The organism is Curtobacterium sp. MCBD17_021, assembly GCF_003234525.1.
Taxonomy (GTDB): Bacteria; Actinomycetota; Actinomycetes; order Actinomycetales; family Microbacteriaceae; genus Curtobacterium.
The window spans coordinates 13,061-27,660 of sequence record NZ_QKTS01000023.1 but is presented as its reverse complement, the minus strand read 5'-3'; the positions used below and the strand labels follow the sequence as shown (position 1 = coordinate 27,660).

Here is a 14,600-nt window from a genome sequence, read left to right as displayed (position 1 = left end):
CCCCCGCACGATCCGCCCTGCCCCCGGCAGCACCCCGAGGACCGCCACGACCACCGCCGCAGCCGCGAACCCGGCCCAGGACACGAGGTCGAACCCGGCCGCCGGAGCACCGGCGAGCCCGTACCCGACGCCGACCAGCGCCGGCAGGACCGCGACGGTCCCGATCACCACGGCTGCGACCGCGGTGTACGCCGTCTCGACCCCGGCCATCCGCAGCAACTGGGAGCGGGTGGCACCGGTCCGCTGCAGCAGCCCGAACTCGTCCCGCCGACCCCGGGTGGCGGTGAGCAGCGTGTTGCCCGCGGCGGCCGCCACGAAGGCGAGGAGGGCGATCACGAGGACCAGCGACAGCTGACGGTCACCGTCGCCGGCCCGGAGGGCGCTCGTGACGTACCCGTCGACCGAGGTGACGTCCGCGCCGGTGGCGAGCAGGGCCTCCCGGACGGCCGCCCGGTCGCCGGCGGCCGTGTCGACGAGCAGCGTGCCGGCCGGGCCGCTCGCGCGGTCGCGCACGAGGACGTCACCGAACGCCAGGCCGCGGTCGTAGACCGCGACGATCCGCGCCGAGGTGGCCGGCCCGTCGCCCGTCCGCATCCGGATGGTGTCCCCGAGCCCGGTCGGCGTGAGTGCGATGACGTCGGTGCTCACCGCGACGGTGCCGGGCTCGTCGAGCGCGTCGAGGGAGCCGGCGCGGACGGTGGGGTCGACGCGTCCGTCGTCGCTGGGCAGCGCGCGGATCACGGTCGGCTCCCACTCGAGGTCACCGAGCGCAGGGAGGTCCTCGTCGGCCTGCTCGACCTGCACCGAGCCGGCGGTGTCGCGCATCGTCGTCGTGCCGCGGACGCCCGGCAGCGCGGCGATCCGCTCCGCCTGGGCAGCGGTCACGCCGTCCGCCCCGGTCACGACGAGGTCGGCCTGGAGGCCCGCCCGGAGTTGGTCCCCCGTCGCACGCTGGACGGCGGCGTCCGTCCCGGTCTGCACCGTCCCGAGGGCGACGAGGAGCGCGAGCGGCACCACCGCGGCGCTGAGGCGCCGGGAGGCCCCACGCGCGTTGAGGAGCGCGAGCGTGGCCGCGGGACCGTGGGCACCGCGGAGCGCACGTCGGGCGCCCCACTGCACCAGGAGCGGCCCGGCGAGGGCGGCCGCGATGACGAGCACGATCGCCGAGGTGGCGCCGGTCGCACTGCCGACGAGGCCCGGGGTGAAGAAGGGCGTGGTCGCGGTCGCGAGCCCCACGAGGGCGGTGACACCGGCCGCGATCCGCCGACCGCGCGACAGCGTGGGGACGTCGGTGGTGCTCGCTCGGACGGCGTCCGTCGGGCTGGGACGGGTCGCCGCGCGGGCGGCCATCGCCGCGGCCAGCAGTCCGGTCGGGACGAGGACGGCCAGCGTGCCGACCAGCGGGACGACCGTCGGGGTGAGCGTGAAGCCCGCGGGCACGAGGTCGCTCGACGCCAGGAGCGGCGTGACGAGCGGCGCGACGAACGTGCCGACCACCGCACCGAGCGGCGCGACGAGTGCGAGCAGGAGGAGCACCTCGGTCCGGACGGACCCGCGGATCTGCCCGGCGGTCGCGCCGATCGCCCGGAGCAGGGCGAACTCACGCCGCCGCTCGCGGAGGACCCCCGCGAAGACACTGGCCACCATGAACACGGTGATCAGGAGGAGCGTGCCGGCGAACGAGCCCGCGACCGTGGAGAGGAACGGCGCTTCCGGGTGCCGGACACCGGCTTCGAGCCAGGCGGCCGTGACCGCGAGGAGCACGGCGGCCAGGGCGACCACGACGCCGGCGCCGAGCACGGCCGCGCGGTTGACGACGAGCAGGGAGCGGAGGGCGGCGCGCACGGCTCAGCGCCCCAGACCGAGGACGCGGGCGGTGACCGACTCGAGCGTGGGGGAGTGCAGCTCGTCACGCACCCGACCGTCCGCCAGGAACACCACGCGGTCGGCGAAGGCCGCCGCCCGCGGGTCGTGGGTGACGAGCACCAGGGTCTGCCCGAGCGACCGGACCGCGTGCTGCAGGAGCTGCAGGATCCGGTCCGCGGTCGCGGTGTCGAGGGCACCGGTCGGCTCGTCGGCGAACACCACGTCCGGTCCGGCGACGAGCGCGCGGGCGATCGCGACCCGCTGCGCCTGACCGCCCGACAGCTCCCCGGGCAGGCGGTCGGCCATCCCGCCCAGGCCGACGGCGTCGAGCAGCTCTGCGACCCGCTGCTCGTCGGCGCGGGTGCCGGCGAGCGTCAGGGGCAGCCGGACGTTCTCGCCGACGGTCAGGTGTGGCACGAGGTTGTAGCCCTGGAACACGAAGCCCACGTGGTCGCGGCGGAACCGGGTCACGGCGTCCGGGTTCAGCGCGCCGAGGTCGACCCCGCCGATGACCACCCGGCCGCTCGAGGGGGTGTCGAGCCCGGCGGCGCAGTTGAGGAACGTGGACTTGCCGGACCCGGACGCACCCATCACGGCCGTGAAGCTGCCAGAGGCGATGTCGAGGGAGACACCGTCGAGCGCGGTCACGGTCGACGGGCCGTTCGGGTACGTCTTGGTGACCCGGTCGAGGTGCACGGTGGTGCCGGTGCGGGCGGGGGAGAGGACTGTGGACACGAGGGCTCCTGTCGGAGGGTGGGTTCGGGATGCGGGCGTCGTCCACGCTAGGAAGCGGAGGGACGCCGGCCGAGACCCGAACGACGGGACCTCGCAGGGTTGCGTCCTTCGATGCAGGGCGGCCGGCGGCGGCCGTGCCGCTCTCCGGCTGTCGGACGGGAGGCGCGGCGCGGCTCGCCGGCATCGGCCCGCGTCCTGGGATGGTCGGGTCATGGAGTACACGGACTACGACACCCGGCTGGCGTCCTACGCCGTCGTCACGGACGGCGACCGGGTGCTGCTCGCGCGGCTGAGCTGGCCGGACGCGGGGCTCTGGACGCTGCCGGGCGGTGGGGTCGAGCTGGACGAGACCGTCGAGGAGGGTGCCGTCCGCGAGGTCCGCGAGGAGACCGGGTACGACGTCGTGGTCGAGGGGCTGCTCGGCATCCGGTCGCACGTCGTCCCGCCGGAGCGTCGGAAGCACCGGAACGGCCGGCCGATGAAGGCCGTGCAGGTGGTGCACTGCGCCAGGGTCGTGGGCGGCGCGCTCCGCCACGAGGCGGTCGGGACGACGGACATGGCACGGTGGGTACGGCTCGACGAGCTCGGGACGCACCGGCACGGGCTGCTCGTGGTGCAGGCGCTGCGCTGGGCCGGGGTCGGTGGGGACACGACGGTGTGACCGCTGGGGTCGGTCGGCACTGCTCGGTCCCGGGGGTGCTCAGGACCGGGCGGCCTCGAGCTCCGGGTCGTACCGGATCGCGAGCACCGTGACGTCGTCCTCGTTGTGGCCCGCACGACCGCGCTCCTCGAGCCGCTCGACGAGGTGGTCGGGGTCCGGGTCCGCGACGGCGAACGCCTCGAACCGGTCGAGCGCCTCCAGACCGTCCCCGAACAGGTCGAGCACCCCGTCACTGACGCTCAGGATCACGTCCCCCGGGGAGAGCGTCGTCTCGTGCGTCGTCCACGCGGACCCGACACCGATCGGCAGGTCCGAGCTCCGGAGCCACTCATGGCCGCCGTCCGCTCGGAGCAGCAGGGTCAGGCCGTGCCCGGCGTCCACCCACCGGGCGACACCGTCGACGCTGACGTGCAGGTGGAAGCACGTCGTGAACTGCTCGGTCGTCGGGGCGTCCAGACCGACGTCGAGGCCGGTGGCGGTCCGGCCGACGGCCTCGTTCGGGGCGCCGACCCGCACCGACGACCGGAGGACCGACCGGACGACGGCGGCGATCATGCCCGCGCCGACGCCCTTGCCCATGACGTCCCCGAGCGTGAACGCAGCGCCGTCAGTGATCGGGAACCAGTCGTAGAAGTCACCACCGACCGAGCGGGTCGGCAGGCACACGGCCCGGACCGTCAGCGCGGCCGGGATGTCCACGGCGGTCACGGGGAGCAACGAACGCTGCACGAGGGCGGCCTGGCTGATCTCCGCCTCGGCCTGCTGTCGCAGGTCCTGCATCGCCTGCAGCCGGACCGCGGCCTGGCGGGCGAGCTCGTTCGTGACGCCGGCGACCCCGATGAAGACCACGAGGACGACCACCAGGCGCACGATCTCGGCGGAACCGAGCTCCGTCTGCCCGACGACCGTCGGCAGGAGGAAGGTCACCGCGGTGCCGATCAGGGGGTACACGACGTGCTGACGACCCGGCCGGGCGGCGATCCAGATCACCGGCAGCAGCACCGCAGCGAGGAACGGTGAGCGCGCATCTCCGGTGCCGAACCGCAGCAGGCCGATCGCGACGAAGTCGAGCGCGGGGACGAGCAGCTCGAACCGAGCGAGCTCCGGTCGTGCCACGAGCAGTCCGGTGAACGCCAACCCGACCAGCGTCAGGCCCGCTCCCGCCCACATGCTCGGCGCGTTCGTGACCGTCAGCCAGGGGAGCAGCACGCTGCACACCGCGGCGACCACGGACACCGCGGCGATGACCACCTGGTTCGTCAGCGGGGTCGTCCTGGCTGACGACCGCACGGCCAGCGGCGCCGCACGGTCGGGAGCGGTGACCTGTGCGACGGCCGGGCCGGATGTCGTCTGCGCCATAGGTGACGAACGCTACCGCCCGTTCGTCGCCGGGGGAACGCGCCCGTTCGTGGGACACTGCACCCGCCGACGGGGAACCGGGCACGGTCGTCGGACGCTGTTCGTCCGGCCCCTGGATGCACGAGGATGGACGCGTGAGCACGCAGGAGACCCTGTCCGTCGACCAGGCCGTGGCACGTGCGGTGGCGCTCGCCGAGGCCGGCGGACGCAGCGTGGTCGGCATCGCCGGGGCACCGGGGGCGGGCAAGTCCACGCTCGCCCGCCGCGTCGTCACCGAGGTCACGGACCGGCTCGGCGCGGGCGTCGCCGTGCAGGTCCCGATGGACGGCTTCCACCTGGCGAACACCGCGCTCGACGCCCTCGGCCGCCGCGACCGCAAGGGTGCGATCGACACCTTCGACGCGGCCGGGTACGTCGCACTCGTGCGCCGCCTGACCGCGGCCGACGGCACCGGTGGGACGGACGGCACCGGCTCCACCGTCTGGGCCCCCGACTTCGACCGACGCGTCGACGAACCGGTGGCCGGCAGCATCGCCGTGCCGCCCGAGACCGTGCTCGTCGTCTCCGAGGGCAACTACCTGCTCGACCGGACCGCCCCGTGGCGGGAGCTGCCCGGGCTGTTCACCGAGACGTGGGCCTGCGTCGTCGACGACTCGGTGCGGATCGACCGCCTGGTCGGCCGACACATGCGGCACGGCCGCGACCACGAGGGCGCCCGGAGGTGGGCGGTCGAGGTCGACGGTGCGAACGCCGTCCGCGTGACGGCGGACCTGCACCGGGCCTCCGTCCTCGTGCGGACCTGAGCACGTCCCACCCGACCGCACCACCCGACCGACAGGAGCACGACGTGACCATCGCCATCACCGGGGCCACCGGCAACATCGGCGGCGCCGTCGCCCGCGCGCTCGCCGCGGACGGCGTGCCGTTCCGCATGGTCGTCCGCGACGCCTCCCGTGCCCCGCAGCTGCCCGGAGCGGAGGTCGCGGTCGCGACCTACGCCGACGCCGACGCGGCCCGCGCCGCCCTCGAGGGCGTGGACGTCCTCTTCCTGGTGTCCGGGGCGGAGGGCCGTGACCGGCTCGACCAGCACCGCACCGTCGTGCGCGCCGCGGCCGACGCGGGCGTCCGGCACGTGGTGTACACGTCCTTCCAGGGTGCCGCCGCCGACGCCACCTTCACGCTCGGTCGCGACCACTTCTGGACCGAGCAGGCGGTCCGCGACACCTCGATGGCGCACACGTTCCTGCGCGACTCGTTCTACCTGGACTTCGTCGAGGACCTGGTCGGCGAGGACGGCGTCATCCGTGGTCCGGCGGGCGACGGGGCGATGGCGGCGGTGGCGCGGGCGGACGTGGCTCGCGTGGCGACGGCGGTCCTCCGGGATCCTGCTCGGCACCTGGACCGGACGTACGACCTGACGGGACCGGCGGCGATCACCCTCGAGCAGGCGGCCGCGGTCGTCAGCGAGGTGCGCGGCCGGCCCGTGACCTACCACCGCGAGACGGTGGCGGAGGCCTACGCCTCACGGCAGCGGTGGGACCCGGAGCCGTGGCAGGCCGACGCCTGGGTGAGCACGTACACGGCGATCGGCGAGGGCGCGCTGGCGAAGGTGTCCGGGGACGTCGAGCGGGTCACCGGGCAGGCACCGATGTCGCTCCGGCAGGTCCTGGAGGCCCGGAGCGCCTGACCGCGTCGCCTGCGGCCCGTTCAGCGCACCTTGCGAGCCGACACCGACCCGACGACGCCGAGGAGCAGCACCGCCACGAGGACGGTCAGCAGCGGAGCCGTCCAGCCGCCGGTCGCACCGTGCAGTGCCCCGGCCACGAGCGGCCCCGCCGACCCGAGCAGGTACCCGCCGCCCTGCACGAACGCGGACAACCGCCGGGCGTCGTCGTCGTTCGACACGAGCCGCACGATGACGATGAAGATGATCGTGATCCCGCCGCCCTGGGCAGCGCCGCCGAGCACGGACCACAGCAGCCAGAGCTGCGGCGCGACGAGCAGCCCGAGCGGCATCGCCAGCCAGAAGAACGCGACGAGGACGATGATGACCCGCGGCCGGAACCGGCTCGCGAGCACCGGGACCCCGAGCGCACCGACGACGGCGAGGATCTGGAATACCGACGAGCTCGCGCCCGAGGACGCCGTGTCGAAACCGATCTCGTCGTGCAGGAGCGTCGGGATCCAGGCCGTCAGGGCGTAGTACGAGAACGCCTGCCCGCCGAACGCGAGCATGAGCCCCCACGTCACCCAGCGCTTGGCCGGGTGCGGCAGCGCCTCGATGACGGGGGCGGCCGGCTCCGCCGCGACCGTCCGGAGGGCGCCGGTGTCGAGCACCTGGTCGATCGGACCCGTCGCGGGCAGCGGCTCGGGGTCCCGGTCGACGCCGCGCCATGCGGCTGCCGCCCCGACCGTGTACGTCCACGCGGCGGCGGCGACGAGCGCCAGGACGCCCCACAGCGCGATGGCGATCGGCCACCCCCACGCGGCGGCGACGGGTGCCGTCCCGAGCGAGGTGATCATCGACCCGACGTTGAGCGCCGACGTGTAGACGCCGGTCACCAGACCGACCCGCTCGGGTGAGGTGTCACGGCGGATCACGACGGGGATCACCACGTTGCCGATCGTGATCCCGATCCCGATCACCGCGGTGCCGACGAGCAGGGCTGCCTCGTGCGGGACCGACCGGAGTACGGTGCCCACCAGCACGACGAGCAGCGACAGCGAGACGGCGCGCTCCGAGGTGAACCGGGCGATGACCCAGCTCGCGAACGGTGTCGCGAGGGCGAAGCAGAGGACCGGGATCGTGGTGAGGAGCCCGGCGACGGTCGCGGTCATGCCGAGGTCGGCGCGGACGTCCCCGATCACGGGGGCCGGCGCGACGATCGGTCCGCGGAAGTTCAGCGCGACGAGGACGATCGCGGCGGGCAGGAGCCAGGCGGCCCCACGGAGTCCGGCGCGGACGGTCTCGGCCCGCTCGCCCGCGTCACTCACGCGTCGGGCAACAGGATCGGCAGCAGGTCGAGCGGGGTCGCCGCCTGCGCGATGGTCCCCTCGGCCTCGGCGGGGGAGCCGTAGCCCCACTCGGCGAAGACCGTCGGCACGCCGTGCACCGCGGCGCCCTCGACGTCGTGCAGCCGGTCGCCCACCAGGACGGGCCGGGAGACGTCGAACCCGCGGGCGGTGAGCCGCCGGAGCGCCTCTGCCACGACGTCGGCCTTGGCGGAGCGCACCTCGTCGTCACTCGCGCCCGTGATGACGTCGATGTCCCCGGTCAGCCCGTAGTGCTCGAGGATGTACGTCGCCGGCGTCTCGGGCTTGCTCGTCGCGGTCGAGATCGGCAGACCGGCCTCGTGCACGGTGTGCAGGACGACGTCGATGCCCGGGAACATCTGCGAGTCCAGTGCCCCGTGCGAGAAGTAGTGCTCGCGGTACACCGCCAGGGTGCGTTCGACGAGGGGCTCGTCCATGCCCATCGCGATGCGGAAGGTGTCGAGGATCGGCGGACCGACGAAGGACATGAGGGTGTCGTGGTCGGGCACGGGGACGCCGACCTGCCGGAACGTGTACGTCAGGCTCTCGAGGATGCCCGGCGCCGAGTCGCTGATGGTGCCGTCGAGGTCGAACAGGACGGCGGTGAACGGACGCTCCGGGCTGCTTGTCATGACCGGTCCAGCCTAGCCGCGGCGGACGGAGCGGACGGCGCGGGGGGCGAGGCGTGCCCTACTCAGAACAGACGGGCGTGCCCGCCCTCGATGCCGCGCATCTCGTCGTAGTCCAGGACCACGCAACGGATCCCGCGGTCCTCGGCCAGGGTGCGGGCCTGCGGGGCGAACGACTGTGCCGCCAGCACGCCCTGCACCGGGCGGAGGTGCGGGTCGCGGTTCATCAGTTCGAGGTAGCGGGTGAGCTGCTCGACGGCGTCGATGTTGGCGTTCCGCTTCATCTCGACCGCGACGCTCGCACCGGCGTCGTCGCGCGCCAGGATGTCGACCGGGCCGATGGCGGTCATGTACTCGCGGCGGACCAGGGTGTGTCCGTCGCCGAGCAGCTCGATCTGCTCGGCCAGGAGCTGCTGCAGGTGCGCCTCGACCCCGTCCTTCACCAGGCCCGGGTCGACGCCCAGGTCGTGGGACTCGTCGGCGAACACCTCGTGGATGCTGACGATCAGGCGGTCCTGCGTCTTCTTCTGCGTCACCGTCCACACCTGGGTGATGCCGGTGGCGGCCTGGTCCTCGTCGGGCTCGGCCATCGCGATCGAGCACGGCGGGCTCATCCAGTTGAGGGGCTTGTAGCTGCCGCCGTCCGAGTGGACGAGCAGCGAGCCGTCGGCCTTCAGCATGAGCAGCCGGTTCGCGAGGGGCAGGTGGGCCGACAGGCGACCGGCGTAGTCGACGGAGCAGCGGGCGATGACGAGACGCACGCGGGAAGCCTAACCGGCGTCGGGTCGTGACCCGGACCTCGAGCGCGGCCCTCCGGTTCGCCGTCGGGGCCGGGCCGGGTCCGTCACCGTTCCGGTCGGACGTGCTCGCCGGTCCCGCCGGCCGCCGCGGGATCGGTCATGGGGTCGTTACCGTCGGCCGGGAGGCCATCCGCGGCCCCGGCACGCCGGTCACCGCCCCGCGCGGTGCGGTGGTCGTCCGCGATGGCGGCCGGGGTGCGCTCACGCGCGGCACCGGACACGAGGCCCGCGACGATGATGAAGACGAAGACGACGAGGAGCCCGCGCAGCAGCCCGAACTCCTCACCGAGGAACCCGATGAGCGGCGGGCCGGCGAGGAACGCCACGTAGCCGATGGTCGCCACCGCGCTCACCCGGGCAGCCGCGGTCCGCGGGTCGTCGGCCGCGGCGGACATGCCCATCGGGAAGCCCAGGCTCGCGCCGAGCCCCCAGAGCACGACGCCGACGATCGCGAGCGGCACGCTCGGCACGAAGATGAGGATGCCGAGTCCGACGACGGCGACGAGGGCCGAGACGCGCAGGACGGGGACGCGGCCGAACCGGTCGACGAGCGGGCTGCCGGCGACCCGGCCGATCGTCATGGCGGCGAGGAACACGGCGAGGACCGCGGCGCCACCCTCGTTCTCGAGCCCGTGGCCGTCGACCATGGCGAGCGGCAGCCAGTCGTTCGCAGACCCCTCGGCCAGCGCCATGCCGAGCACGATGAGCCCGATCAGGATCGTCGACGGCTGGCGCCACACGGCCCAGCGGGACACGGCGACCGGGACCGGGCTGGTGTCGGTCGGGACGTGGTCCTCGATGACACGCTCGTCGCCGAACGCCCGCACCGTGACGATCATCGCCAGTGCGGCCAGGACCCCCACGACGATGAAGTGCAGCGCGACCGGCACGTCGAAGCGCTCGGCGAGGGAGCCGAGACCGGCGCCGACGAGCGTGCCGACGCTGAACGACGCGTGGAACAGCGGCATGATCGTCCGGCCGCCGAGCCGTTCGGCCGTGGCACCCGAGACGTTCATCGACACGTCGCAGAGGCCGTTGCCGAACCCGAGCGCGATGAGGAAGACCCAGACCGCCCAGAAGCCCCAGCCCGACGTGACCGCGACACCGGCCAGGACCATGCCCGCGGCGATGGCCAGCGCGGCGACCTGCACACCCCGGTGGGCGCCGAGCCGCGTCACGATGTGCCCGGCGAGGGTGAGACCCACGATCGACCCGATCGACGAACCGAGCACGAGGACGCCCATCGTGTCGGTCTCCGCGTCGAGGGCGTCGCGGACGCTCGGGATGCGACTGAGCCAGGTGGCCATCACGAGCCCGGAGAGGGTGAACACCACGAACACCGCGTTGCGCCAGGCACGTGTCGTCGGGGCGGAGCGGGTGACGGCCGTCGTCATGGAACTGTCCGATCGAATCGATTCGAGGAGGGGTAGCCGTTACGCTAACGACCGATGGACGACACGGCAAGTGACCTCGGCGCGTCGGGCACCCGCCCGGACGCGGACCGCGCTGCACGGCCGGGCGACGCCGCCGGGGCCGGCGGTGCTGCCCGGCGACCGGACGCAGCGGAGGTGACCCGGGCCTCCCGGTCCGGTCGTGCAGCCCGACCGACGCTCGCCGCCGTCGCCCGGGCGGCCGGTGTCGCACCGTCCACCGCCTCCCTCGCCTTCAGCGGCAGCGGGCCGGTGTCGGAGGACACCCGACAGCGCATCCTCGCCGTCGCCGCCGAACTCGGTTACGACGGACCCGACCCGCGCGCCCGCTCGCTGCGCCGAGGCCGCTCCGGCGTCATCGGCGTCGTGCTCGACGACCGGTTGAGCGACGCCTTCCGCGACCCCGTGAACGTGCTGACCCTCGACGGCATCGCCGAGGTCGCCGGTGCCGCCGGGGTGTCGCTGCTGCTCGTCCGGAGCCCGCTCGACGACGAGCGCGGGATGGCGCCGCTCGTCGACGCCCCGATGGACGCCGTCATCCTCATCGGGTGCAACGTGCGCATCGACCCGGCGGTCGCGGTCCTGCGGCGGCGGTCGATACCCGTCGTGGCGATCGAGGCCGACACCATCGAAGGCGCCGTCCCCGTGCACCTCGACAACCGCGAGGCGTCCCGACGGGCTGCCGCGTACCTCCGGGACCTCGGCCACGAGCAGGTCACCGTCGTCACCCTGCCCTTCGACAGCGCACGCGAGCGCGGCCCGGTCAACCCGGACCGGGAGCGCTCGTCGTCCGCGTTCACCACGACAGAGCGGCTCCGCGGCGTCCGCGGCGTCTACCCGGACGCGCCGGCGATCGCGACGGCGGGCAGTTCGGTGGAGGAAGGGCGCATCGCCGGGGCAGCGCTCTTCGCGCCCGGGGTCGAGCCGCCCACCGCGGTCGTCGCGCAGAGCGACCTGCTCGCGGTCGGCGTGATCTCCGCCGCGCTCGAGGCCGGACTCCGCGTCCCGGAGGACGTCAGCGTCGTGGGGTTCGACGGCATCCAGGTGGACGACAGCCTGCTGCACCGCTCGCCGATCCGGCAGCTCACGACGCTCGTGCAGCCGTTCGTGCCGAAGGGCGAGGCGGCTGCCCGGGCGGCGCTCGCCATGCTCGAGGGGGAGTCGCCGGAGCCGGCGTCGTTCCGGTCGGAGCTGCGGATCGGGGACACCACGGCGGCGCCGCGGGGGTAGCGGCGCCGGTCGCCTGTACGGGTCGTCGCCAGCCGGGAGGCACGCCCCGTCACCGCGCCAGTGCCGCCGCGATCCACCCCGGCCGGTGCGCCCGCAGCCCGAGCGTCACCGCGCGCACGCCGATGTACCCGAACGAGAACACCGCCCACAGCGATGCCAGGCCGTCCCCGAGCCACCACAGCAGCGGCAGGTACACGACCAGGTTCACGACCCCCGCGAGCGCCAGGTACCGGGCGTCACCCGCGCCGATGAGCACCCCGTCGAGCACGAAGACGTACCCGGCGACCGGCAGCCCCGCAGCGATGAGGACCAGCACGAGGGGGAGCGCCGCCCGGACCGCCTCGGAGTCCGAGAACACCGGCCCGAGGACGCCGCTGGCGGCGAACGTGAGCACCCCGAGCAGGACGCCGCCGGCGATGCCGAGCACCACGAGCCGCCCGGTCACGAGCCGCACCCGTTCGGCGTCCCGCGCCCCGAGGGCGTGCCCGACCAGGGCCTGCCCCGCGATCGCGAGCGCGTCGAGCGCGAACGCCACGGTGCCGAAGACGGTCAGGCCGATCTGGGTCGTGGCGAGGCCGATCGTGCCGAGGCCGGTCGCGGTGGCGATCGTCGCCAGCATCGCGATCCGCAGGGACGCGGTGCGGAGGAAGAGCCAGGCTCCGGACCGCAGCGCCCGCGCGACCCCGGAGGCGCCCGGCCGGAGCGGCGCACCCGAGGCACGGGCCGCGCGGACCGCGATGCCGACGTACACCGCGGCCATCGCCCACTGGACGACGACGGTGCCCGCCGCCGACCCCACCACACCCCACCCGAGGCCGTAGACGAGCAGCGCGTTGAGGAGCCCGTTGGCGACGAACCCCACGGTCGCGACGACGAGCGGCGTGCGGGTGTCCTGCAGGCCGCGCAGCAACCCGGTCGAGGCCGTGACCACGAGGATGCCCGGCAGCCCGATCAGCGAGACGGTGAGGTACGCGGTGGCGGCGGCCGATACCTCCGGCGTGGCACCGAACAGGTCGATGAGCGGTCGGGCGAGCGGCCACCCGACGAGCGCGAGCACGACACCGAGACCGAGCGCGAGCCACATCCCGTCGATGCCCGCGTGCACCGCCCCGCGTCGGTCGCCGGAACCGAGGGCCCGCGCCACGGCCGGTGTCGTCGCGTAGGCGAGGAAGACCAGGAGGCCCGTGACCGTCTGCAGGACCGCGCTCGCCACACCGACGGCGGCGAGCGACGTCGCGCCGAGGTGCCCGACGAGCGCGGTGTCCGTCAGCAGGAAGAGCGGCTCGACGACGAGCGCGCCGAGCGCCGGCAGCGCGAGCCGGACGATGTCGCGGTCGACGGCTCGTCGGACGTGGCGGCGGTCGGTCTCGGACGCGGAGGGCACCAGGACATCCTGCCGGTCGGTACGGTCGACGCGGGGCCGTCGCCGCCCTGGCTGACGGCACGCCCGCCCGGCAGGTCAGGCCCGCTCGCGTCCGTCCACCCGCGGCTCGACGGGGATGCCGCCGGTCGCTGCGCGGTCGGCGTCGGTCGCGTCCGGCGTCGCCGGGTCCGTGCCCCGGGCGCGGCCGATGAGGTCCATGAGGTGGTAGACGACGATCGCGGCGATGGTGCCGATGATGATGCCGCCGAAGGTCGCCCCGCCGAACGAGAACGTGAAGTCGGCGATGCCCATGATGAGCGCGATGCCCGCGGTGAGCTGGTTCTTCGGCTTGGCGAAGTCGACGCGGTTCTCGACCCAGATGCGGATGCCGATGACTCCGATGAGGCCGTAGAGCGCCGTCGTCGCACCGCCGAGCACCCCTGGTGGCACGGTCGAGATGACCGCGCCGATCTTCGGCGAGAGCCCGAGGAGCACGGCCGCGACGGCCGCCACCCAGTACGCGGCGGTGGAGAACACCCGTGTCGCCGCCATCACGCCGATGTTCTCGCCGTAGGTCGTGGTGGCGGAACCGCCGCCGACGCCGGCGAGCACGGTCGAGACCCCGTCGGCGAACAGTGCGCGGCCGGTCAACGGCGTGAGGTCGCGGCCCGTCAGCTGGCCGACACCCTTGACGTGGCCCACGTTCTCGGCGACCAGGGCGAGCACGACCGGCAGGAACCCGAGGTAGACGGCGGTCTGCGACAGGTCGAACGCCGGTGCCGTGAAGGTCGGCAGCCCGACCCAGGCGGCGTCCTGCACCGCGCCGAGGTCGACCTCGCCCGCGACGAGAGCGGCGAGGTAACCGACGACGACCCCGACGACGATCGACAGCCGACCGACCAGTCCCGTGAACAGCACGGTGCAGAGGACGATCGCGGCGAGGGTGATCGCCGCCACGACGGGAGCCTCGACGAAGTTGTCCCGCGCGGCCGGAGCGAGGTTGAACCCGATGAGCGCGACGATCGCCCCGGAGACCACGGGGGGCATGAGGCGGTCGATCCACCCGGCACCCGCCAGGTGCACGATCCCGCCGACCACCGCGAGCAGTGCTCCGACGACGATGATGCCGGACAGCGCGAGCGGGATCCCGCCGATCTCCGTCGCGGCCCCGATCGGTGCGAGGAACGCGAACGACGAGCCGAGGTAGCTCGGCAGGCGGTTGCCGGTGACGACCAGGAACAGGATCGTGCCGATGCCGCTGAACAGCAGGGTCGTCGACGGCGGGAAGCCCGTGATGAGCGGGACCAGGAACGTGGCACCGAACATCGCGACGACGTGCTGCACGCCGAGGCCGATCGTCCGGCCCCAGGTGAGTCGTTCGTCCGGCGCCACGATCGCCGATGCGGCTACGGTGCGGCCGTCGCCGTGCAGCTTCCAAGGGAGTCCCATGCGACGACCGTACCGGGCAGTCGCGCTCCGACGGGCGCTGGCGAC

General features: G+C 74.0%; 13 protein-coding genes. 4 read left to right on the top strand and 9 right to left on the bottom strand.

Annotation, left to right across the window (positions count from 1 at the left end; translation table 11 throughout):
* Both DEI83_RS15110 and DEI83_RS15105 read right to left on the bottom strand, forming a co-directional pair.
* Nucleotides 1–1,845: FtsX-like permease family protein (locus DEI83_RS15110; RefSeq protein WP_111082758.1), on the bottom strand; the 1,845-nt coding region annotated here is incomplete at its 3' end.
* A gap of 3 nt (nucleotides 1,846–1,848) precedes the next feature.
* On the bottom strand, nucleotides 1,849–2,601 hold the full coding sequence (locus tag DEI83_RS15105) for an ABC transporter ATP-binding protein (protein ID WP_258371245.1): 753 nt from the start codon (nucleotides 2,599–2,601) through the stop codon (nucleotides 1,849–1,851).
* Between the two features lie 211 nt (nucleotides 2,602–2,812).
* Between DEI83_RS15105 and DEI83_RS15100 the strand changes: the two genes are divergently transcribed.
* Nucleotides 2,813–3,262: an NUDIX hydrolase gene (locus DEI83_RS15100; RefSeq protein WP_111082756.1), complete on the top strand. Its 450-nt coding sequence runs from the start codon at nucleotides 2,813–2,815 to the stop codon at nucleotides 3,260–3,262.
* Nucleotides 3,263–3,301: 39 nt separating this feature from the next.
* Here DEI83_RS15100 and DEI83_RS15095 read toward each other — a convergent pair whose 3' ends face one another.
* Entirely contained in the window at nucleotides 3,302–4,621 is a 1,320-nt protein-coding gene (locus DEI83_RS15095; protein WP_111082755.1) for a PP2C family protein-serine/threonine phosphatase, read from the bottom strand.
* A 134-nt stretch (nucleotides 4,622–4,755) separates the two neighbouring features.
* Between DEI83_RS15095 and DEI83_RS15090 the strand changes: the two genes are divergently transcribed.
* Nucleotides 4,756–5,424, top strand: a complete 669-nt coding sequence (locus DEI83_RS15090) for a nucleoside/nucleotide kinase family protein (RefSeq protein ID WP_258371244.1) — start codon at nucleotides 4,756–4,758, stop codon at nucleotides 5,422–5,424.
* Nucleotides 5,425–5,468: 44 nt separating this feature from the next.
* Nucleotides 5,469–6,308, top strand: coding sequence for an SDR family oxidoreductase (locus DEI83_RS15085; protein ID WP_181431265.1), 840 nt, complete (start codon nucleotides 5,469–5,471; stop codon nucleotides 6,306–6,308).
* A 20-nt stretch (nucleotides 6,309–6,328) separates the two neighbouring features.
* On the opposite strand, the gene DEI83_RS15080 is transcribed toward DEI83_RS15085, so the two are convergent.
* The 4 genes from DEI83_RS15080 to DEI83_RS15065 form a co-directional block, all read right to left on the bottom strand.
* Entirely contained in the window at nucleotides 6,329–7,615 is a 1,287-nt protein-coding gene (locus DEI83_RS15080; RefSeq protein ID WP_111082754.1) for a CynX/NimT family MFS transporter, read from the bottom strand.
* Complete coding sequence (locus tag DEI83_RS15075; RefSeq protein WP_111082753.1) at nucleotides 7,612–8,286, bottom strand: HAD hydrolase-like protein; 675 nt, start codon at nucleotides 8,284–8,286, stop codon at nucleotides 7,612–7,614. The genes DEI83_RS15080 and DEI83_RS15075 overlap by 4 nt, the downstream gene beginning before the upstream one ends.
* Nucleotides 8,287–8,348: 62 nt before the next feature.
* Nucleotides 8,349–9,044: an endonuclease NucS gene (nucS, locus tag DEI83_RS15070; protein WP_111082752.1), complete on the bottom strand. Its 696-nt coding sequence runs from the start codon at nucleotides 9,042–9,044 to the stop codon at nucleotides 8,349–8,351.
* An 83-nt stretch (nucleotides 9,045–9,127) separates the two neighbouring features.
* Nucleotides 9,128–10,477: an MFS transporter gene (locus DEI83_RS15065; protein WP_111082751.1), complete on the bottom strand. Its 1,350-nt coding sequence runs from the start codon at nucleotides 10,475–10,477 to the stop codon at nucleotides 9,128–9,130.
* A gap of 54 nt (nucleotides 10,478–10,531) precedes the next feature.
* Here DEI83_RS15065 and DEI83_RS15060 point away from each other — a divergent pair, with 54 nt between their 5' ends.
* Nucleotides 10,532–11,743: a LacI family DNA-binding transcriptional regulator gene (locus tag DEI83_RS15060; protein ID WP_220036815.1), complete on the top strand. Its 1,212-nt coding sequence runs from the start codon at nucleotides 10,532–10,534 to the stop codon at nucleotides 11,741–11,743.
* A gap of 49 nt (nucleotides 11,744–11,792) precedes the next feature.
* On the opposite strand, the gene DEI83_RS15055 is transcribed toward DEI83_RS15060, so the two are convergent.
* Both DEI83_RS15055 and DEI83_RS15050 read right to left on the bottom strand, forming a co-directional pair.
* The gene (locus DEI83_RS15055) at nucleotides 11,793–13,127 is read right to left on the bottom strand and encodes an MATE family efflux transporter (RefSeq protein ID WP_111082750.1); all 1,335 of its coding nucleotides are present in this window, start codon (nucleotides 13,125–13,127) and stop codon (nucleotides 11,793–11,795) included.
* Between the two features lie 75 nt (nucleotides 13,128–13,202).
* Nucleotides 13,203–14,555, bottom strand: coding sequence for a uracil-xanthine permease family protein (locus DEI83_RS15050; protein WP_111082749.1), 1,353 nt, complete (start codon nucleotides 14,553–14,555; stop codon nucleotides 13,203–13,205).
* Nucleotides 14,556–14,600: the final 45 nt, after the last annotated feature.

Bases quoted from the DNA above. Each gene is read 5' to 3' on its own strand.
- DEI83_RS15065 (WP_111082751.1), bottom strand. From the start codon at position 10,477: ATGACGACGGCCGTCACCCGCTCCGCCCCGACGACACGTGCCTGGCGC.
- DEI83_RS15060 (WP_220036815.1), top strand. From the start codon at position 10,532: ATGGACGACACGGCAAGTGACCTCGGCGCGTCGGGCACCCGCCCGGAC.
- DEI83_RS15075 (WP_111082753.1), bottom strand. From the start codon at position 8,286: ATGACAAGCAGCCCGGAGCGTCCGTTCACCGCCGTCCTGTTCGACCTC.
- DEI83_RS15100 (WP_111082756.1), top strand. From the start codon at position 2,813: ATGGAGTACACGGACTACGACACCCGGCTGGCGTCCTACGCCGTCGTC.
- DEI83_RS15095 (WP_111082755.1), bottom strand. From the start codon at position 4,621: ATGGCGCAGACGACATCCGGCCCGGCCGTCGCACAGGTCACCGCTCCC.
- DEI83_RS15050 (WP_111082749.1), bottom strand. From the start codon at position 14,555: ATGGGACTCCCTTGGAAGCTGCACGGCGACGGCCGCACCGTAGCCGCA.